The sequence below is a fragment of the Microbacterium alkaliflavum genome, assembly GCF_044325405.1.
GTDB classification, from domain to species: Bacteria; Actinomycetota; Actinomycetes; order Actinomycetales; family Microbacteriaceae; genus Microbacterium; species Microbacterium alkaliflavum.
The window spans coordinates 640,690-659,118 of sequence record NZ_JBIQWL010000002.1 but is presented as its reverse complement, the minus strand read 5'-3'; the positions used below and the strand labels follow the sequence as shown (position 1 = coordinate 659,118).

19 protein-coding genes and 1 tRNA gene are annotated in these 18,429 nt (G+C 70.6%); 14 read left to right on the top strand and 6 right to left on the bottom strand.

Features of this window, described 5'->3' with window-relative positions; translation table 11 throughout:
- Window positions 1-72: 72 nt before the first annotated feature.
- A complete protein-coding gene (locus ACH3VR_RS08040) occupies window positions 73-1,272 on the bottom strand; it encodes a glycosyltransferase (RefSeq protein ID WP_396640231.1) in 1,200 nt (399 codons plus the stop codon).
- 327 nt (window positions 1,273-1,599) lie between these two features.
- Between ACH3VR_RS08040 and ACH3VR_RS08035 the strand changes: the two genes are divergently transcribed.
- On the top strand, window positions 1,600-2,238 hold the full coding sequence (locus ACH3VR_RS08035) for a TetR/AcrR family transcriptional regulator (RefSeq protein WP_396640230.1): 639 nt from the start codon (window positions 1,600-1,602) through the stop codon (window positions 2,236-2,238).
- A 4-nt stretch (window positions 2,239-2,242) separates the two neighbouring features.
- Here ACH3VR_RS08035 and ACH3VR_RS08030 read toward each other — a convergent pair whose 3' ends face one another.
- Both ACH3VR_RS08030 and ACH3VR_RS08025 read right to left on the bottom strand, forming a co-directional pair.
- Window positions 2,243-2,818: a hypothetical protein gene (locus ACH3VR_RS08030; protein ID WP_396640229.1), complete on the bottom strand. Its 576-nt coding sequence runs from the start codon at window positions 2,816-2,818 to the stop codon at window positions 2,243-2,245.
- Window positions 2,815-3,663, bottom strand: coding sequence for an inositol monophosphatase family protein (locus ACH3VR_RS08025; RefSeq protein WP_396640228.1), 849 nt, complete (start codon window positions 3,661-3,663; stop codon window positions 2,815-2,817). The genes ACH3VR_RS08030 and ACH3VR_RS08025 overlap by 4 nt, the downstream gene beginning before the upstream one ends.
- Window positions 3,664-3,755: 92 nt before the next feature.
- Between ACH3VR_RS08025 and ACH3VR_RS08020 the strand changes: the two genes are divergently transcribed.
- Window positions 3,756-3,828 (top strand) — tRNA-Lys (locus ACH3VR_RS08020).
- A 254-nt stretch (window positions 3,829-4,082) separates the two neighbouring features.
- Here the strand turns inward: ACH3VR_RS08020 and ACH3VR_RS08015 are convergent.
- Together ACH3VR_RS08015 and ACH3VR_RS08010 are read right to left on the bottom strand one after the other, a co-directional pair.
- Complete coding sequence (locus tag ACH3VR_RS08015; protein ID WP_396640227.1) at window positions 4,083-5,309, bottom strand: MFS transporter; 1,227 nt, start codon at window positions 5,307-5,309, stop codon at window positions 4,083-4,085.
- On the bottom strand, window positions 5,306-5,743 hold the full coding sequence (locus tag ACH3VR_RS08010; protein WP_396640226.1) for a MarR family winged helix-turn-helix transcriptional regulator: 438 nt from the start codon (window positions 5,741-5,743) through the stop codon (window positions 5,306-5,308). The genes ACH3VR_RS08015 and ACH3VR_RS08010 overlap by 4 nt, the downstream gene beginning before the upstream one ends.
- 146 nt (window positions 5,744-5,889) lie before the next feature.
- Between ACH3VR_RS08010 and ACH3VR_RS08005 the strand changes: the two genes are divergently transcribed.
- From ACH3VR_RS08005 to ACH3VR_RS07965, 9 genes are read left to right on the top strand one after another with little or no spacing between them, the layout of a single operon-like run.
- Window positions 5,890-7,092 carry a substrate-binding domain-containing protein gene (locus ACH3VR_RS08005; protein WP_396640225.1) on the top strand — a complete coding sequence of 401 codons (1,203 nt, stop codon included), beginning with the start codon at window positions 5,890-5,892 and terminating at the stop codon, window positions 7,090-7,092.
- Between the two features lie 22 nt (window positions 7,093-7,114).
- Entirely contained in the window at window positions 7,115-7,894 is a 780-nt protein-coding gene (locus ACH3VR_RS08000; RefSeq protein ID WP_396640224.1) for an ABC transporter ATP-binding protein, read from the top strand.
- Window positions 7,891-8,679, top strand: coding sequence for an ABC transporter ATP-binding protein (locus ACH3VR_RS07995; protein WP_396640223.1), 789 nt, complete (start codon window positions 7,891-7,893; stop codon window positions 8,677-8,679). Before ACH3VR_RS08000 ends, ACH3VR_RS07995 begins: the two co-directional genes overlap by 4 nt.
- Window positions 8,676-9,551, top strand: coding sequence for a branched-chain amino acid ABC transporter permease (locus tag ACH3VR_RS07990; protein WP_396640222.1), 876 nt, complete (start codon window positions 8,676-8,678; stop codon window positions 9,549-9,551). Before ACH3VR_RS07995 ends, ACH3VR_RS07990 begins: the two co-directional genes overlap by 4 nt.
- On the top strand, window positions 9,548-10,657 hold the full coding sequence (locus tag ACH3VR_RS07985; protein ID WP_396640221.1) for a branched-chain amino acid ABC transporter permease: 1,110 nt from the start codon (window positions 9,548-9,550) through the stop codon (window positions 10,655-10,657). The genes ACH3VR_RS07990 and ACH3VR_RS07985 overlap by 4 nt, the downstream gene beginning before the upstream one ends.
- On the top strand, window positions 10,654-12,219 hold the full coding sequence (locus ACH3VR_RS07980) for a class I adenylate-forming enzyme family protein (protein WP_396640220.1): 1,566 nt from the start codon (window positions 10,654-10,656) through the stop codon (window positions 12,217-12,219). The genes ACH3VR_RS07985 and ACH3VR_RS07980 overlap by 4 nt, the downstream gene beginning before the upstream one ends.
- Window positions 12,203-12,889: a TetR/AcrR family transcriptional regulator gene (locus tag ACH3VR_RS07975; protein ID WP_396640219.1), complete on the top strand. Its 687-nt coding sequence runs from the start codon at window positions 12,203-12,205 to the stop codon at window positions 12,887-12,889. Before ACH3VR_RS07980 ends, ACH3VR_RS07975 begins: the two co-directional genes overlap by 17 nt.
- Window positions 12,886-13,638, top strand: a complete 753-nt coding sequence (locus ACH3VR_RS07970; protein WP_396640218.1) for a 3-hydroxybutyrate dehydrogenase — start codon at window positions 12,886-12,888, stop codon at window positions 13,636-13,638. Before ACH3VR_RS07975 ends, ACH3VR_RS07970 begins: the two co-directional genes overlap by 4 nt.
- Window positions 13,635-14,552 (top strand): alpha/beta fold hydrolase, encoded by a 918-nt coding sequence (locus ACH3VR_RS07965; RefSeq protein ID WP_396640217.1) that lies wholly within the window; start codon window positions 13,635-13,637, stop codon window positions 14,550-14,552. Before ACH3VR_RS07970 ends, ACH3VR_RS07965 begins: the two co-directional genes overlap by 4 nt.
- A gap of 325 nt (window positions 14,553-14,877) precedes the next feature.
- On the opposite strand, the gene ACH3VR_RS07960 is transcribed toward ACH3VR_RS07965, so the two are convergent.
- Window positions 14,878-15,690 carry an IclR family transcriptional regulator gene (locus ACH3VR_RS07960; protein WP_396640216.1) on the bottom strand — a complete coding sequence of 271 codons (813 nt, stop codon included), beginning with the start codon at window positions 15,688-15,690 and terminating at the stop codon, window positions 14,878-14,880.
- A gap of 81 nt (window positions 15,691-15,771) precedes the next feature.
- On the opposite strand from ACH3VR_RS07960, the gene ACH3VR_RS07955 reads away from it, so the two are divergent.
- Genes ACH3VR_RS07955 through ACH3VR_RS07945 form a run of 3 tightly spaced genes read left to right on the top strand, consistent with a single transcriptional unit; the run spans window position 15,772 to window position 18,406 of the window.
- Window positions 15,772-16,548: a CoA transferase subunit A gene (locus ACH3VR_RS07955; protein ID WP_396640215.1), complete on the top strand. Its 777-nt coding sequence runs from the start codon at window positions 15,772-15,774 to the stop codon at window positions 16,546-16,548.
- A gap of 2 nt (window positions 16,549-16,550) precedes the next feature.
- On the top strand, window positions 16,551-17,204 hold the full coding sequence (locus ACH3VR_RS07950; protein ID WP_396640213.1) for a CoA transferase subunit B: 654 nt from the start codon (window positions 16,551-16,553) through the stop codon (window positions 17,202-17,204).
- Window positions 17,201-18,406, top strand: a complete 1,206-nt coding sequence (locus tag ACH3VR_RS07945; RefSeq protein WP_396640212.1) for an acetyl-CoA C-acetyltransferase — start codon at window positions 17,201-17,203, stop codon at window positions 18,404-18,406. Before ACH3VR_RS07950 ends, ACH3VR_RS07945 begins: the two co-directional genes overlap by 4 nt.
- Window positions 18,407-18,429: the final 23 nt, after the last annotated feature.

The following is an 18,429-nucleotide window of genomic DNA, read 5'->3' as shown; positions in this document are numbered from 1 at the left end:
GGAGAAGGGGATGCCGCGGCGCGGCGTCCCCTCCAGGCTAACCTGCCGCGCGCGAAGCGGGCACCGCGGGGATCACGAACCGGACAGCGGGGCGGCGTCGAGAGCCCGCGCGATGACGTCGTGGACGGCTGCGGGCCCCGGCGACCGGCGGATCGCCTCGCCGATCGCCGCGGAACGCTCGGCGAAGCCCGGGTCGGCGAGCACCCGGCGCACCGCCGTCCTGACCTGGGCGGGGGTCGGCTCGTCGGTGCGCAGGTCGACGCCCACGCCGCTCCAGGCGATCCGCGCGCTCACCTCGGTCTTGTCCTCCGTGCGCCCTGCCACGACGATCGGCACCCCGTGCTCGAGCGCGAAGTGCACGCCGCCGTAGCCGCCGTTGGTCACGTAGACGTCGGTGAGGGGGAGGAGGCGGTCGTACGGCAGGAAGCTCGCGGCCCGGACGTTCGCGGGCAGATCGCGGGGAAGTGTGTCGACTGGGCGGCCGCCGGTGCTCACGACGACGAGCACCGGCTCGTCGGCGAGCGCACGGACGGTGGGCTCGATGAGATTCCACTCCGAGTTGGCGACCGTGCCCTGCGTCACGTGCACGACGGGCGCGTCACGGGACAGGTCGTCCCACCAGTCCGGCAGGGGCGTCGTCGAGGCGACCGCGCGGGTGACGGGACCCGCGAACGTCACGGTGTCGGGCAGTCCGGGCCGCGCATACTCGAACTCCGGCACCGTGAACTGCACGAGGGCGTCGGCGCCGGCGGCCCAGTCCAGGAAGAAGCGCGGCAGCGGACGACCGACCTCCTGCTTCGCGAGATCGTCGGCGAACTTCTGCACGGGCCCGAAGACACCCTTCTCCGCCGTGATCGTGAGGAGCGCGTTGCGCAGTCGCCCGAGAGGGCCGGGCATGGGCGGGATGCCGAGCCCGAACGGAGCGACATCGGGATGCTTCAGACCGAGCGGGATGATCCCGAGCGCCACGACGAGCGGGCGCTCGGATCGCGGCAGAGCGGTCAGCAACGCGGCCGCGGCGAACATGGGCTCGGTGAGGATCGCGTGGGTCGGCTCGGCGACGAGGGCCCTCCGCACCGCGCGGAGCTGCACGGGAGCCGGCCGCAGGAAGATCTCGATCATGTCGTAGCGGATGCCGCGCGGCCCGGTGAGCCCGACTCGTCCCGGGAACGCGCGGTCGACGTCACGATCGTCGAAATCGGCGTCGGCCGGGAGCGGCAGATACTCGGCGCCCGTCGCGACGACGTCGTCGCGGTAGCGCGTACCCGTCATGAAGCGGACGCGATCGCCCGCGGCGACGAGCGCGGTCGCGACCGCGCTCGTCGCCGCGGGCGGTCGCGTCCGCTTCAGGACGGGTGCGCGCTACCGCGACGACGTCGTCGCGGTAGCGCGCACCCGTCATGAAGCGGACGCGATCGCCCGCGGCGACGAGCGCGGTCGCGACCGCGAGCAGGGGTGCGACGTGCCCGCGGACGGGCGTGGACAGGATGAGGACGGAAGTCATGGGCGGCACCTCGAGCGGATCGGAGCGTGGTCTACGATTGGAGCTACCGTTGGAGTATTCACTACCTCATGAGGTTAGTCAATAAGGGGACACGGATGACGGCCACTTCCACTCGCGCCTATCGTTCGGCGCTGCGCAGCGAACAGGCCGCGGCGACCCGGCAGCGCGTGCTCGAGGCATCCGCCCTCTGCTTCGCGGAACGCGGCTACAGCGGCACGTCGCTCGTCGACATCGCCGAGCGTGCCGGGGTGTCGCCCGAGACGGTGAAGGCGAACGGACCCAAGCGCGACCTGCTGCTTCGAGCCTTCGAGCACGCCTTCGCGGGCGCGGAAGGTGAGGCGCCGATCGCCGAGAGTCAGACCGGCCGCGAGCTGACCGCCATTGCCGGTGACGCGGAGTTCGTGGCCTCCGTCGCCCGTTTCATCGCCGACGCGAACGCGCGCACGAGCGTGCTGTGGACCGAGCTGCTCAGCGCCGCGAACGCCGATCCGGAGATCGCGATCGCCCTCGACGGGCTGCTGGCTCGGCGCCGCGACGACTACGGCAGGGTCATTGCGCTGCTGCGGGATCGCGGAATCGTCTCGGGCGACGCGGAGGCCGAGGCATCCGCGGACGCCCTGTCGTTCCTGTGGTCGCCGGAAAGCCACCAGCAGCTCGTGCTGCAGAGCGGCTGGACGATGGAGGCCTACCGGTCGTGGCTCGCCGACACGCTCTGGCGGCAGTTCCGCCGCTGACGCGTCAGCTCTGCGGCCACTCGATCAGGATGATCCCCTGCTTCGTGTCGGCGTACTTCACCCAGCCCTCGCCGAAGAGGTACGTCAGACCGTAGCCCTGGTCGTCGGGCGTCTGGACGGTGTCAGCGCTCTCGGTGACGTACACGCCGTCCGCCGACTCCTCGACGCGCCATCCCTCGCCCTCGAGCGCGTCCTGCGCCTTCTTGGCCTCTGCGTCGGTGATGGGTGCCCAGCCGAAGATCTGCACGTGGTCGCTCGCGGTGGAGAAGTCGCCCCAGATGCACTGGACGCCTCCGTCGAGATCGACGCCGCCGACCGAGAACGGGTCGCTCAGCGAGGTCCAGCCGAGCGACTCGAAGTCGGCGACCGTCGTCGACGAGATGATCGTCTCGCACGTCGGATCGGCACCGGCGTCGGCGGTCGCGGTGGGCGTGGCCTCCGGTGCGACGCTCGGCTTCACCTCGGCGGTCTTCGTCGGGGCGGTCGTCGGCTCGGGTGCGGGTGACGAGCAGGCGCTCGCCAACAGCGCGGTCGCGGCGATCGTGGCGATCGCGACGTACCGCGGGAGGAGTCGGGTCATCGAGAGGTCTCCGTGGGGGCGGGGGGATGCAGGAGGTCGAGGAAGTCCTGATGGAGCACGCCGTTCGTCGCGAGCGACGAGCGGGCCGAGATCGAGTCGGAGCCGTCGAACGACGTGAACCGGCCGCCGGCTTCGAGCACGATCGGCACATGCGCCGCGATGTCGTACTCCTTGACGTCGAATTCGGCGACGAGTTCGAGACGCCCCTCGGCGAGGAGCATGTACGGCCACGCGTCGCCATAGCCGCGGTCGCGCCAGACGGCGCTCGTGAGGCGCTCGAGCGCGTCGAGCCGGCCGGCGCCGCGCCACTGCGCGATGCTCTGGAAGCTCACGCTGGCGTCGCTCACGGCGTCGATGCGGCTCGCGCTGATGCGGCGGGTACCGCCGTCGGTCGTGTTGGTCCAGGCGCCGAGGCCGGATGCTCCCCACCAGCGTCGCCCGATCGCGGGTTGGCTCACGACGCCGACGCGCGGCACGCCGTCGACGCTCAGCGCGATGAGCGTCGCCCACATGGGGATGCCCTTGAGGTAGTTCGCGGTGCCGTCGATCGGGTCGATGATCCACTGGCGGACCGAATCGCCCGTGACGCCGAACTCCTCGCCGAAGACCCCGTCGCCGGGCCGCTCCGTCTCGAGCATGCCGCGGATGGCACGCTCGGTGGCGAGGTCGGCCTCGGTCACGGGGCTCGCGTCGGTCTTCGTGCGCACGTCGAGGTCGGGCGCGTCGAAGCGCGCCATCGACGCGGCGTCTGCGGCGTCGGCGAGCCGGAGCGCGAGATCGAGATCGGCCTGGAGGTCCCCGTCGAAGGGCGCGTCGAAGCGCGGGAGGTCGTGGGGGGTGGGCACGACTCAAGGATAATCGCCCGCGCATGCCTCGATTTCCATGTAGCCGCATCGTGAGGTAACGTGGTCCCTCGGTTCGCCCCGTGCGAACGGATGCACCTCTAGCTCAATCGGCAGAGCAACTGACTCTTAATCAGTGGGTTCTGGGTTCGAGTCCCAGGGGGTGCACAGATCGGAAAGGGCCCCGCGTGAGCGGGGCCCTTTTCTGCTTCCGGGGTCAGTCATCCGACCCCCCCACGCGGACGATACGCCGTCGAGGGCGTCCCGCGGCTCGGCTCGGTGGGGCTGAAGTGCTGGAACCCGGCGCGGTGTCGGCGTGTCGTCACATCCAGCCGAGATCAGGGACGGGTGAGCGAAAGGGCGAGGAGGGCCCCCGCGAAACGGCGGGAGCCCTCCTCGGGTCAAGCGGGTCTCAGCGGCTGTCAGGCGGCGTCGCCGACCAGCACGGACGCGGCCTCATCGGCGATGTCCGCCTCGATCGCGTCGATGTGGCGCAGGCGCCGACGGCCGATCGCCAGGGTCGCCGTCGCGATGAGCACCGACAGGGCGGCGAACACGTACGGAACCGACGGGCCGAAGGCGTGCCACAGGAGCGCCGCGATCGGGGGAGCGGCGGCGCCGCCGAGGAAGCGCACGGCGGAGTACGCCGACGACGCCACGGCGCGGGGGTGGTCGGTCGCCTCCATGACCGACTCGGTGAGCACGGTGTTCATGACGCCGAGAAGCAGGCCGCCGACGATGATGCTGATCACGAGCGCGGTGGGAATCGTGACGAAGACGGCGGCCACGAGCAGATCCAGCGCGAGGAGCGGCAGCACGATGAGCATGACCGCCGTGCGCGTGAGCCGGCGCAGCAGGAGCGGCGCGACCCACACGCTCGTGATGGCGAGAGCGACGCCCCAGCCGAAGAAGGTCAGGCCGATGCCCATGGCGCCGAACCCGAGCGGGAAGGGCGAGAAGGCGAGCAGCACGAAGAAGCCGATGTTGTAGAAGAGGGCGGCGATCGCGAGGATCGCGAGCGCCGGGTGGCGCAGCGCCTTGAACGGTGCCGAGAGCGGCACCGGGGCGCGCTTCTCGAAGGGTCCGCGCAGGAGCACGAGCACGGCGACGAACGCGATCGCCATGAGCGTCACGACGCCGAAGAACGGGCCGCGCCAGCTGACCTCGCCCAGGATCCCGCCCAGGAGCGGACCGATCGCGATGCCGAGGCCGAGCGCGGCCTCGTAGAGGATGATCGCGGCACCGCTGCCGCCGGTCGCGGCGCCGACGATCGTCGCGAGCGCCGTCGAGATGAACAGGGCGTTGCCCAGGCCCCAGCCGGCGCGGAACGCGATGATGGCGTCGACGCTGCCGCTCAGCGCGCACAGGAGCGCGAAGACCACGATGAGGCCGAGGCCGGTCAGGAGGGTGGCCTTCGCGCCGATGCGGCTCGAGATCCAACTCGTGACGAGCATCGCGAGGCCCGTGACGAGCAGGTAGCTCGTGAACAGCAGCTCGGTCTGCACGGGGCTCGCCTCAAGCGAGTCCGCGATCGCCGGGAGGATCGGGTCGACCAGGCCGATGCCCATGAACGCGACGACGCACGCGAAGGCGACGGCCCAGACCTGGCCGGGCTGCCGCCAGACGGCAGAGCCGGTGGAGGCGCTCATCGGGCGACCTCCACGGCGGCGATCTTGCGGGACAGGACGGCGGCGGTCGTGCGCACAGCGCTCCATTCATCATCGGTGAGGTCTTCGAAGTGCGGCGCGAGTGCGGCGGTCAGCTGGACGAGCCACGTGTCGAGCGCCTCGAGACCGAGGGGAGTGACCGACACGATCGTCACGCGCGAGTCGGAGGCATCCGTCGATCGCTCGACCAGCCCCTGCTCGGCCATCTGGCCGACGAGCCGCGTCATGCCGGGCTGTGTCACTCGGCTGAGGCTCGCCAGCTCGCCGACGCGCAGCGGGCCGCGATCGCGCAGGATCGTGACGGTCCGCCACTGGGCGGAAGGCGTCTCGTTGCGGGTCTCGAGCGCCGCCACCCGGGTCAGGGCGTGCGCCGCGACGATGAGCGTCTCGATGTCGTGGTCGTGGTCGTGCGTCACCGGAAAAGCATACCAAAGATATATACCGAGGGTATCGATCGAGCCGACTTGACGAAAGCCGGTTCCGTTTCCTACATTTGCAGGAACCTGAATCACCCTTCAGGTAGCACCAACAGCAGAACCTTCCAACGGTGAAAGGCACGCACATGCGGGTTACGAAGAAGTTGCTCCTGGGCTCCGTGGTCGCCACGGCCGCCCTCGTCCTGGCGGCGTGCGCGCCGACCACCGCGGGCGGCGAGCCCGCCTCGACCGACGACGCCGGCCCCGCCGAGGTGACGGTGGGCATCGTCACGAGCGAGACCGGTCCGCTCGCAGGCTACGGGAAGCAGTATCTGGATGCCTTCACGGCGGGCCTCGACTACGCGACCGACGGATCGGGCGAGATCGACGGCACCACGATCACCGTCGAGAACCGCGACGACGCCGGCGATCCCGACAAGGCCGTGACAGCCGTCAAGGAGCTCATCGGCTCGGGCGTGAACATCATCGCCGGCACGGCGTCGTCCGGCGTCGCGCTCGCGGTCGCCGAGCAGGCCGCGCAGAACAAGATCCTCTACATCTCCGGCCCCGCGGCAGCCGACGCCATCACGGGCATCAACGAGTACACGTTCCGCTCGGGTCGCCAGAGCGCGCAGGACGTCGCGACCGCGGGCACCTTCCTCGACGATCTGGAGGGCAAGACGATCACGGTCCTCGCGCAGAACACGGCGTTCGGCACGGGCAACGAGGCCGCGGTCAAGGCGATCCTGGGCGCAAAGGGCGCGACGGTGAACTCCGTGCTGGTGCCCGAGGACGCGACCGAGTTCACCCCGTTCGCGCAGCAGGTGCTCGCCGGGAACCCCGACCTCGTCTTCGTGGCGTGGGCCGGCGCGACCTCGGGCGCGATGTGGCAGGCCATGAGCCAGCAGGGCGTGCTCGATGCGATCCCCGTCGTGACGGGACTCGGCGACTCGGCGACCTTCGGCGCCTACGGCGAGGCATCCGAGAAGATCAGCTTCCTCAACCACTACTTCCCGGGCGCTCCCGACAACGACGTCAACGACGCCATGGTCGCCGCGATCGAGGATGCCGGAGGCACGCCCGACCTGTTCAGCCCCGACGGCTTCAACGCGGCCATCATGATCGTGCACGCCATCAAGGAGGGCAAGGGCGACGTCGCGGCCATGATCAAGGCGCTCGAGGGCTTCGAGTTCGACGGTCCGAAGGGCAAGACGACGGTCCGCGCGAGCGACCACGCGCTTCTCCAGGACATGTACCAGGTGAAGCTCGTCGCCGACGGCGCCACGTTCACTCCCGAGCTCGTCGACACGGTCTCGGCCGACGACGTCGCTCCCGCCGAAGCCCAGTGACCCGCCGGAGAATCAGCGCACGATGAACGCTCCCATCCCGTCCGCACCGCGCGGATCCGCCCTCCGAGTCGAAGGCCTCGGATTGCAGATCGGCGGCGCGACAATCCTGAAGGATATCGACCTCGACGTCGCCGCCGGCTCGCTGGTCGGCGTCATCGGGCCCAACGGCGCCGGGAAGACCACGCTCTTCAACGTGGTCTCCGGCCTCGTGAAGCCGACGTCGGGCCGCGTCGTCCTCGACGACCGCGACATCACGACGGCGTCGGTGCCCGCGCGGGCGCGGGCGGGACTGGGGCGCACCTTCCAGACCTCGAGTCTGTTCCCGAAGCTCACGGTGCTCGAGAACGTGCGCCTTGCAGCTCAGGTGTCGATCGGCGGCGACTACTCGCTCTTCCGATTCCCGCGGGGAGGGGATGCCGCGACCCGCGTCGCACTCGAGAAGCTCGAGGCGGTCGGACTCGGCCACAAGAGCGACGCGCTCGCGGGCGATATCTCGCACGGCGACAAGCGCAAGCTCGAGATCGCCGTGCTGCTGGCGACGGAGGCGAGCCTCGTGCTGCTCGACGAGCCCATGGCGGGCGTGGCGTCGGGCGACGTCGCGGGGCTCGTCGAGAACATCCGCGCGATGCAGCGCGAGAAGGGCTGCACCGTGCTCATGGTCGAGCACCACATCGACGTGCTCATGGGGCTCGTCGACAAGGTCGCGGTGATGTACTTCGGCACGATCATCGCCTTCGACACCCCGCAGAACGTCATGGCGAACCCGCTCGTGCAGAGCGCGTACCTGGGGACGGCGGCATGAGCGGCCCATCCACCTCTGATCCTGCGGGGGGATTCCCTCCCCCCGCACCCCCGATCCTCGAGGTCTCGAACCTGCGCTGCACGATCGGCGGTCAGCAGGTCGTGGAAGACGTCACGTTCTCGGTGCCGTCGACGGGGATCACGGCGGTCCTCGGACGCAACGGCGCCGGCAAGACCTCGACCATCCGCGGCATCCTCGGGCTCATCCACCGACGCGGCGAGGTGCGCCTCGCCGGCGAGCGCATCGACGGGCTCGCGACGCACCGCATCGTGCAGCGGGGCGTCGGGTACGTGCCCGAGGATCGCGAGGTCTTCTCGAAGCTCACCGTCGCCGAGAACCTCGCGCTCGCGGAGCGTCAGCGCAGCCCGCGCCGCGAACTCGTCGAGGCGCTGTTCCCCGACCTCGTCGCGCGCCGCGACCAGGCCGCCGGGACTCTGTCGGGCGGCCAGCAGCAGATGGTGTCGGTGGCGCGCGCGCTCCTCAACGACAACCGGATCCTCCTCGTCGACGAGCCCACGAAGGGCCTCGCCCCGAAGATCGTGACCGAGGTCGCCGACGCCCTCGAAGAGGCGGCGAAGTCCGTGCCGATCCTGCTCGTCGAGCAGAACCTCGACGTCGTGCGGCGGCTCGCGGGCGACGCGATCGTCATCAGCGGCGGGCGCGTCGCGCACGCCGGCCCGGCGCGGGACATCCTCGCGGACGAGGACCTGACCCGCCGGCTTCTCGGCGTCCACGCGGAGGCCGAGACACCCGACGCCCTGAGCGAGCGGAGCGAGTCGAAGTGAGCACCCTCGTCCTCACCCTCATCACGGGCGTCGGCCTCGGCGCCCTCTACTTCCTCGTCGCGAGCGGGCTCAGCCTCATCTACGGCCTCATGCACGTGCTCAACTTCGCGCACGGCGCGTTCCTCACCCTCAGCGCGTTCCTCGGCTGGATCGTCGCGCAGGCGCTCGGCACCGACTCGTGGTGGTCGTTCCTCGCGTCGATCGCCGTCGGCGCGATCGTCGGCGCCCTGTTCGCGACCCTCACCGAGCTCGTGCTCATCCGTCCGCTCTACGAGCGGCACATCGAGCAGGTGCTCGTGACGGTCGGGCTCTCGTTCGCCGCGGTGGCGCTCTTCGAGGGCATCTGGGGCACCGACCCCATCCACATCTCGGGGCCCGCGTGGCTCACGCAGACGACCGACGTCTTCGGCGCCCGCATCCCGAACACCTACTGGGTGCTCATGATCGCCGCCGCGCTCGTGCTCCTGGCCCTCGTGCTGTTCCTGCAGAAGACGCGCTACGGCATGATCATCCGGGCCGGCGTCGAGAACCGGTCGATGGTCACGGCGCTCGGCATCGACGTGCGCCGCTCGTTCACGCTCGTCTTCGCGATCGGCGGGGCCGCCGCGGGCATCGGGGGAGTCCTCGCGATGCACTACTCCACCTTCGTGTCGGCGACGCTCGGTTCGACGCTGCTGATCTTCGCGTTCATCGTCACGGTCGTCGGCGGTCTCGGATCGCTCACCGGTGCGGCCGTGGCATCCGTGCTCGTCGCCGTCCTGCAGCAGTTCGCGAACTTCTACCTCGGCGGAACCGGCGACTTCATCGTCGTGGCGCTCCTGGCCATCGTGCTGCTCGTGCGGCCCTCGGGACTCCTCGGGAGGAAGGCATGACCTCCGTCCGCCGCTTCCTGCCCGCGATCGCGGGCGCAGCCCTCGTCGTCTTCATGGCGATCCTGCCGCTGCTCAACCTCTCGCTCCCCGGCATCCTGCCCACGCCGACGTACATGCCCGGCACGCTCGCCCTGCTGTCGCTGTGCATGGTGTTCGCGGCGCTCGCGCTGTCGTACAACCTCCTGCTCGGAAGTGCCGGGATGCTGTCCTTCGGCCACGCGCTCTACTTCGGCGCCGGCGCCTACGGCCTCGGAATCGCGCTCGAGCACTTCGGCGTCCCGCTGTGGCCCGGAGTTTTCGTCGCCCTGCTCGGCGGCATGGTCATCGCCCTCGCGACGGGGGCCGTCGCGATGCGGGTGTCGGGCATCCCGTTCGCGATGGTGACACTTGCGTTCGCGCAGGCGGGGTCGGTGCTCGTGCGCCGCAACTCCGGGGTCACCGGCGGCGAGGAGGGCCTGAGCCTCGACACCGAGCAGGTGCCCGACTTCCTCATCGGCGTCGTCAACACGCGAAACCTCTACTGGTTCGCCCTCGCGGTGCTCGTCGTCGTCTACCTCGTGACGCTGTGGGTCGACACCTCGCGCCTCGGCCACCTCGTGCGTGCGACGCGCGAGAACGAGCAGCGCGTGCGGGTGCTGGGGCTGCGCCCGTATCGCGCGAAGCTCTTCGTCTTCGTCATCGCCGCCGTGCTCGCGAGCCTCGCCGGCGTCGCGTACATGCTCCTGCAGTCGGGCACCGTGCCGCGGTCGGTCTCGGCCGACCTCACGATCACGATCCTCGTCATGGTCGTGCTCGGTGGCGTGGGATTCCGGTGGGGTGCCATTGTGGGCGGTGTGCTCTACACGCTGCTCGATCAGCGGCTGACGGTCCTCGCCGGATCCGAGGCGATCGCGGGACTCCCCGACGTCCTGCGCATCCCGCTCTCGGAGCCCCTGTTCCTGCTCGGCGTGCTCTTCATCGTCGTCGTCATGTTCCTGCCCGGCGGCATCGCGGGCACGATCGACGCCGCGGCGCGTCGGCGACGCGGCGAGCGCGCGCGGGTCGCGCTGCTGGCAGCGGACGACGCCGAGATGGATGCCACGAGCGACCTGGAGGTGCGGGTATGACGTGGGACGCCCTCCTCGACGACGGTCCGCACACGATCGGTCGCTGGATCACCGACCGCGCGACGCAGTCGCCGACGCGCATCGCGATCGACGACCGCGGCGTCACGATCGACTACGGCACGCTGGCCGGCCGTGCCGTGACCCTCGCGGAGGGACTGCGGGCCGCCGGCTACGGGCCCGGCCATCGCATCGCGACCGTCACGGGCAACTCGACCGACCAGGTCGTCGTGTTCTTCGCCTGCGCCCTCGCCGGCGTCGCGCTCGTGCCGCTGTCGTGGCGTCTCACACCGCGGGAGCTGTCCGATGTGCTCACGCGGTGCGAGCCTGCGCTCGTGCTGGTCGAGGACGAGTACGCGACGCTCGCGGGGGAGGCGCTGCGCACGGTGGGGTCGGTTCCGCGTGTCGCGGCCCTCGGCACCGCCGGGATAGAGGCATCCGTTCCTGCTGCGTCGCTCCCTGCGAGCGCGCGCCACGTGCACGATGACGACCCGCTGCTCGTCATCTACACGTCGGGCAGCGAGGCCGCGCCCAAGGGCGTCGTACTGACGCACGCGAACTGCTTCTGGACCAACCTCGCGCTCGCCCGCGCCCTCCCGCTCACGCACGACGACGTCGTGCTCGCAATGCTGCCGCAGTTCCACATCGCGGCGTGGAACTGCCAGCCGCTGCTCGCGTGGTGGGTGGGCGCGACGGTCGTGCTCGAGCGGTCGTTCCAGCCGTCGCGGGCGCTGCAGCTCATCACGGAGCGCGGCGTCACGGCGATGATGGGCGTGCCGACGCAGTACGCGCTTCTGGCAGACGATCGGGCGTGGCCCTCCGCCGACCTGTCGCGCCTGCGCCTCGCAGTGGTCGGGGGCGCCACGATCCCGTCTGCGCTGCAAGCGGAGTGGACCGGCCGCGGCGTCGCGCTGACGCAGGGCTACGGGCTCACCGAGGCCGCGCCCAACGTGCTTTACCTTCCCGCGGAGGAGGGGGCGCGGCATCCCGGAGCCGTCGGCCGGCCGTATCCGCACGTGTCGGTGTGCGTCGTCGACCCCGAGTCGGGACTGCCGCTCGACGGCGACGCGACGGGGGAGCTGTGGGTTCGCGGACCGAGCGTGTTCGCGGGGTACCTGGGGGATCCGGATGCCACGGCCCGCGCGCTCGCGGGGGACTGGCTGCGTACGGGCGACCTGGTGCACCGCGACGGCGACGGCGTGCTCCGCATCGTCGACCGACTGAAGGACATCTACATCTCGGGCGGCGAGAACGTCGCCCCCGCCGAGGTCGAGCTCGCCCTGACGCTGCATCCGCTCATCCGCGCCGCGGCCGTCGTCGGCATGCCCGACGACGTGTGGGGCGAGCGCGGCGTCGCCTTCGTCGTGCGCGAGCCCGGCGCCGTGCTGTCGGCCGACGAGGTGCTCGCGCATGCGCGGCGCAACCTCGCGGCGTTCAAGGTTCCCGTGCGCGTCGAGTTCGTGGCAGAGCTGCCGCGCTCGACGATCGAGAAGCTCGCCCGTTCGCGCCTGCGCGAGTGGGCATCGCGTTCGACGGAAGGAAGCGATCATGAGCGCACCCGGTGACCTGCTCGACGAGCAGCAGGAGCTCGTGTCTCCCGCGACGGGACGCCCGCTGACCAAGCGCGGCGAGGCGACCCGGCGCCGACTGCTGGAGGCAGCCGAGGCGGTGTTCGCCGAGCAGGGCTACCACGAGGCATCCATCGTGAAGATCACAGAGCGCGCCGGCATCGGCCTCGGCACGTTCTACCTCTACTTCGACAGCAAGCAGACGATCTTCGAGGCCCTCGTCATCGACCTGAACCGCCGCGTCCGCCACTCGATGTCGGAGGCGATGGAGGGGGCGTCCTCCCGCCTCGAGGCGGAGCGCGCGGGCTTCGCAGGCTTCTTCCGGTTCACTGCGGAGCATCCCGCCCTCTACCGCGTCGTGCGCGAAGCCGAGTTCGTCTCGCCCGAGACCCTCCGCCTGCACTACACGCGCATCGTCGAGGGGTATGAGGCCGGTCTGCGCGCCGCGCAGCGGGCCGGCGACGTCGACCCCCAGCTCGACCCCGCCGTCGCGGCGTGGGCGCTCATGGGCATGGGAGAGCTCATCGGCATGCGGTTCCTGTTGTGGGAGCGGGATGCCGAGGGGCGGCCGCCCGCAGAGATCGACCCCGTCGTGTTCGACGCGATGGCCCGATTCATCGACAACGCCCTCGCGCCGCGGCGCGGGCAGGACGGGGACGCGAAGTGACGGAGCAGGACCTGGCGGGCAAGCGCGCCGTCGTGACGGGCGGCGCGAGCGGCATCGGGCTCGCGTGCGCGCACGAGTTCGCGCGGCGCGGGGCGCACGTGGTGATCGCCGACCTCAACGCCGAGGCTGCGCAGTCCGCGGCGTCGGAGGTCGGGGGAGAGGCGTGGGTCGTCGACCTCTCCGACACCGCTGCCCTCGAAGACCTGAGCCTCGACGCCGACATCCTCGTCAACAACGCGGGCATCCAGAAGGTCGCCCCCATCCACGAGTACGAGCCCGAGACGTACCGGTTCATCCTGCGGCTCATGCTCGAGTCGCCGTTCCTCCTGATCCGGGCCGCGCTCCCGACGATGTACGAGCGAGGCTGGGGCCGCGTCATCAACATCTCGAGTGCCCACGGACTGCGCGCGAGCGCCTTCAAGGTGGCGTACGTGTCCGCCAAGCACGGACTCGAGGGCCTCTCGAAGGTCACGGCTCTCGAGGGCGCGCCGCACGGCGTGACGAGCAACTGCATCAACCCCGCGTACGTGCGCACGCCGCTCGTCGAGAAGCAGATCGCCGATCAGGCGCAGCTGCACGGCATCCCGGAGAGCGAGGTCGTCGAGAAGATCATGCTCACCGAGACGGCGGTGAAGCGGCTCGTCGAGGCCGACGAGGTCGCGTCGCTCGCAGGCTGGCTCGCCTCCGACAAGGCCGGGATGGTCACAGGAGCTGCGTACACGATCGACGGCGGATGGACGGCGCGATGACGGGCCACACCTACCGGACGATCGACGTCCCCGTCTCGGGCGGCTCGCTGCGGGTCGCGGTGTGGGATCCGGAGGGGGCTGCCACGGCAGATGTCCTCGTCGTGCACGGCGTGACGGCATCCCATCTCGCGTGGCCGTTCGTCGTCGACCGGCTTCCCGGCGTGCGCGTCATCGCCCCCGATCTCCGCGGGCGCGGACGCAGCAACCAGCTCGCAGGGCCGGCGGGGATGGCCGCACACGCGGCCGACCTCGACGCCGTACTCGAGGCGCTCAGCGTGTCGCAGACGGTGGTGGTGGGCCACTCGATGGGCGGGTTCGTCGCGGTCGTCTTCGCGCACCTGCACCCGGAGCGAGTTTCGCGGCTCGTGCTCGTCGACGGCGGACTGCCGCTCGACGTGCCGACGGGTCTCGATCCCGAGGACCTTGTGTCGCGGATCCTCGGGCCGACCGCCGCGCGCCTGTCGATGCGGTTCGCCGACCTGGGGGAGTACCGCGAGTTCTGGCGCGAGCACCCCGCCTTCCGCACCGACTGGACGCCCGAGTTCGAGCGCTACATCGAGTACGACCTGGTGCCGGACGGCGACGCCTTCCGGCCCGCGACCAGTTACGAGGTCGTCGTCGAGGACAACATCGACATGAACACGAGGGCGACGGTGCCCGATGCGCTCGCCGCGCTGCGGCATCCGACGGTCCTCGTGACCGCGCCGCGGGGGCTTCTGAACGAGCAGCCCGGGCTGTACCCGCCGGAGCACCTCGCGCGCCTGCTGGTCGCCTACCCCGAGGTGCGACACGAGCGGGTCGACGACCGCAACCACTACACGATCGTCATGTCGGAGCAGGGGGCGGATGGCGTCGCCGCGATCGTGCGTCGGGAGCTGGAGGCCGCTCGGGCCGACGCGCTGGCTTCTCCGTAGCCGACGCTCCTCGGAAACGTTTGACTCGACCCCTCGACAAGCTCGGGGACCAACCCTGACCCGGTCGCTGAGCTTGTCGAAGCGTCGCAGTCGACCCCTCGACAGGCTCGGGGACCAACCCTGACCCGGTCGCTGCGCTTGTCGAAGCGTCGCAGTCGACCCCTCGACAGGCTCGGGGACCAACCCTGACCCGGTCGCTGAGCTTGTCGAAGCGTCGCAGTCGACCCCTCGACAAGCTCGGGGACCAACCCTGACCCGGTCGCTGAGCTTGTCGAAGCGTCGCACTCGACCCCTCGACAGGCTCGGGGACCGGCCCAGAGGAGGGTCAGCGGGCGCTCGAGGCTATGCGGGTCGTCAGCTGGTGCGCGTGGGCGAGGAGCGTGCGGCCCAGCTCCGCGAGGCGGTCGGGCCCGAAGCGGAATTCGACGCCCGTGAGGCTCAGAGCCCACTGCGGGTGGCCCTCCTTCGTGAACACGGCCGCGCCGAGGCCGTAGCTGCCCTCGACGATGAGCCCCGGGTTCAGCGCGTAGCCCCGGCTCTGCGTCTCGCGCAGGCGTGCGCGCAGGCGCGGCTCGGCGTGCGCGCCGCCCCACTCGGTGCCCAGCTCCGGATGCCGCTCGAAGTAGGCGTCCACATCGTGAGGCGGAAGGAACGCGAGGATCGCGAGTCCGGCGGACGCCACGCCGAGCGGGAACCGCACACCCTCCGACAGCACGAACGAACGGATCGGGAAGCTGCCCTCCTCACGCAGCAGGCACACGGTCTCGTCGCCGCGCCGCACCGACAGGAACGCGCTCTCCTCCGTCCGCACCGCGAGCGATCGCACGATGTCGCGCGCGATGGCCGTGATGTCATACCGGGATGCCGCGACAGTGCCCATCAGATACAGCTCGGGGCCCGGCATCCATCGTGCCGTGCGCTCGTCCTGGTCGACGAGGCCCTCGTGTCGCAGCGCGGTCAGGAGCCGATGCGCCGTCGGGCGGGTCAGCTCGGCGCGGCGGGCGATCTCGGCGACGGCGAGCCCTTCATCGCCGGCCGACGTCACGAGCCGCAGCACGCGCGCCGCACGCGCGACCGATTGTGCTCCGGGGATCGATCGCGAGGTCGGGTTGTCCACGATATGGACGGTACGCGGCATCCCTTCCATATGGCAACCCGTGCCGTTCCCCCGCGCGCGCCGAGCAGTCAGAATCGCTTCACACGAAACGAAGGAGTGAACGTGATCGACAAGACCGTGGCGTCGGCGGCCCAGGCCGTCGCCGACATCCCGGACGGAGCGAGCCTCGCCGTCGGCGGGTTCGGGCTCTCGGGCAACCCCATCGCACTCATCGAGGCGCTGCTCGCGCAGGGCACGAGCGACCTCAGCATCGTCAGCAACAACTGCGGCGTCGACGACTGGGGCCTCGGGGTGCTGTTGAACGCGAAGCGCATCCGCAAGATGACGTCGTCGTACGTCGGCGAGAACAAGGAGTTCGAGCGGCAGTTCCTCTCCGGCGAGCTCGAGCTCGAGCTGACCCCGCAGGGCACCCTCGCCGAGAAGCTCCGTGCCGGCGGGTCGGGGATCGCCGCGTTCTACACGCAGACCGGCGTCGGGACGCAGGTCTCCGAGGGCGGCCTGCCGCGCAAGTACGACGGCCAGGGCGGCATTGCGATCGCGTCGCCGAAGAAGGACGTGCGCACCTTCGACCTGCACGGCGAGCCGCGCGAGTTCGTGCTCGAGGAGTCGATCACGACCGACTTCGCGCTCGTCCACGCCCTCAGGGGCGACCGCCACGGCAACCTCGTCTTCAACAAGTCGGCGCGCAACTTCAACCCGCTCGCCGCGATGGCGGGTCGCGTCTGCATCGCGCAGGTCGAGGAGCTCGTCGAACCGGGAGAACTCGACCCCGACAGCATCCACCTGCCCGGCATCTACGTGCACCGCATCGTCGAGGTCGGCACCGGCATCGAGAAGCGCATCGAACGTCGCACGGTCTCCGTGTCCGAAGGAGCATGACCATGGCCCTCACCCGCAACGAGATGGCCGCCCGCGCCGCCCAGGAGCTCGGCGACGGCGCCTACGTCAACCTCGGCATCGGCCTGCCGACCCTCGTCCCCAACTTCGTGCCCGACGGTGTCACCGTCGTGCTGCAGTCCGAGAACGGCATCCTCGGCGTCGGCCCGTACCCGACGGAGGAGCACGTCGACCCCGACCTCATCAACGCCGGCAAGGAGACCGTGACGACGCTCCCCGGCGCCGCGTTCTTCGACTCCGCGACGAGCTTCGGCATGATCCGCGGCGGCAAGATCGACGCCGCGATCCTCGGCGCCATGCAGGTGTCGGCCTCCGGCGACCTCGCCAACTGGATGATCCCCGGGAAGATGGTGAAGGGCCCCGGCGGCGCCATGGACCTCGTGCACGGGGCATCCCGCGTCATCGTGCTCATGGAGCACGTCGCGAAGGACGGCACGGCCAAGATCGTCGACGAGTGCTCTCTGCCGCTCACCGGCAAGGATGTGGTCGACCGGATCATCACCGACCTCGCGGTCATCGACGTGACCGAGGAAGGGCTCGTGCTCGTCGAGCTCGCTCCGGGTGTCACGGTCGACGAGGTGATCGCCGCGACCGAGCCCGAGCTCATCGTGCGCGTCGGAGAGAGGATCGAAGCATGAACAACAACGACGACGTCGTCATCGTCGCCGCCGCGCGCACGCCGCAGGGGCGACTCAAGGGCCAGCTCGCGCCGCTCACGGCGGTGCAGCTCGGATCGATCGCGATCAAGGGCGCGCTCGCGCAGGGTGGCATCCCGGCAGAGTCGGTGGATGCCGTGCTCGTCGGCCAGGTGCTCGCCGCCGGCGCCGGGCAGAACCCTGCCCGCCAGGCCGCCGTGGGCGCCGGCATCGGCTGGGACGTGCACGCCGGCTCCGTCAACAAGGTGTGCCTGTCGGGCCTCACCGCCGTCATCGACGCCGCCCGCATGCTCAAGCTCGGCGACGCGACGGTCGTCGTGGCCGCCGGCATGGAGTCGATGACACGGGCGCCGCACCTCATGATGGGGTCGCGCGACGGCTGGACGTACGGCTCGATCGAGGTGCTCGACCACATGGCGTACGACGGCCTGACCGACGCGTACGACCGCGAGAGCATGGGCGCGTCGACCGAGCGGCACAACGGCCGGCTCGAGATCACGCGACAGGATCAGGATGCCGTCGCCGCGAGATCGCACCAGCGCGCGGCTGCGGCGCAGGCAGACGGCGTCTTCGAAGGCGAGATCGTGCCCGTCGAGATCCCGCAGCGCAAGGGCGCCCTTCGACAGGCTCAGGGACCGGTTGTGCTCACGAAGGACGAGGGCGTGCGCCCCGAGACCACCGTCGACACGCTCGCGGGCCTGCGCCCCGCCTTCGCGGAGGGCGGCTCCATCACGGCCGGCAACTCGTCGCAGATCTCGGACGGGGCATCTGCCGTCGTGCTCACGACGCGCTCGCACGCCGACGAGCAGGGCTGGCCCGTGCTCGCGGTCGTCGGCGCGGCGGGGCAGGTCGCGGGGCCCGACAACTCGCTGCACTCCCAGCCCGCCCGCGCGATCGAGAAGGCGGTCGCGAAACAGGGCATCTCGACCTCCGACCTCGACTTCGTCGAGATCAACGAGGCGTTCGGGGCCGTCGTGGCGCGTTCGCAGCGCGAGCTCGGACTGTCGGACGACGTCGTCAACATCCACGGCGGCGGCATCGCCATCGGCCATCCCATCGGCGCTTCGGGCAACCGGCTCGTCGTCCACGCCGTGCATGAGCTCGTGCGGCGCGGCTCGGGAACCGCGGCCGTCGCGCTGTGCGGCGGCGGCGGTCAGGGCGATGCCCTGATCCTCACGCGCTGAGCTTCAGGGCGCAGTAGCCGAGA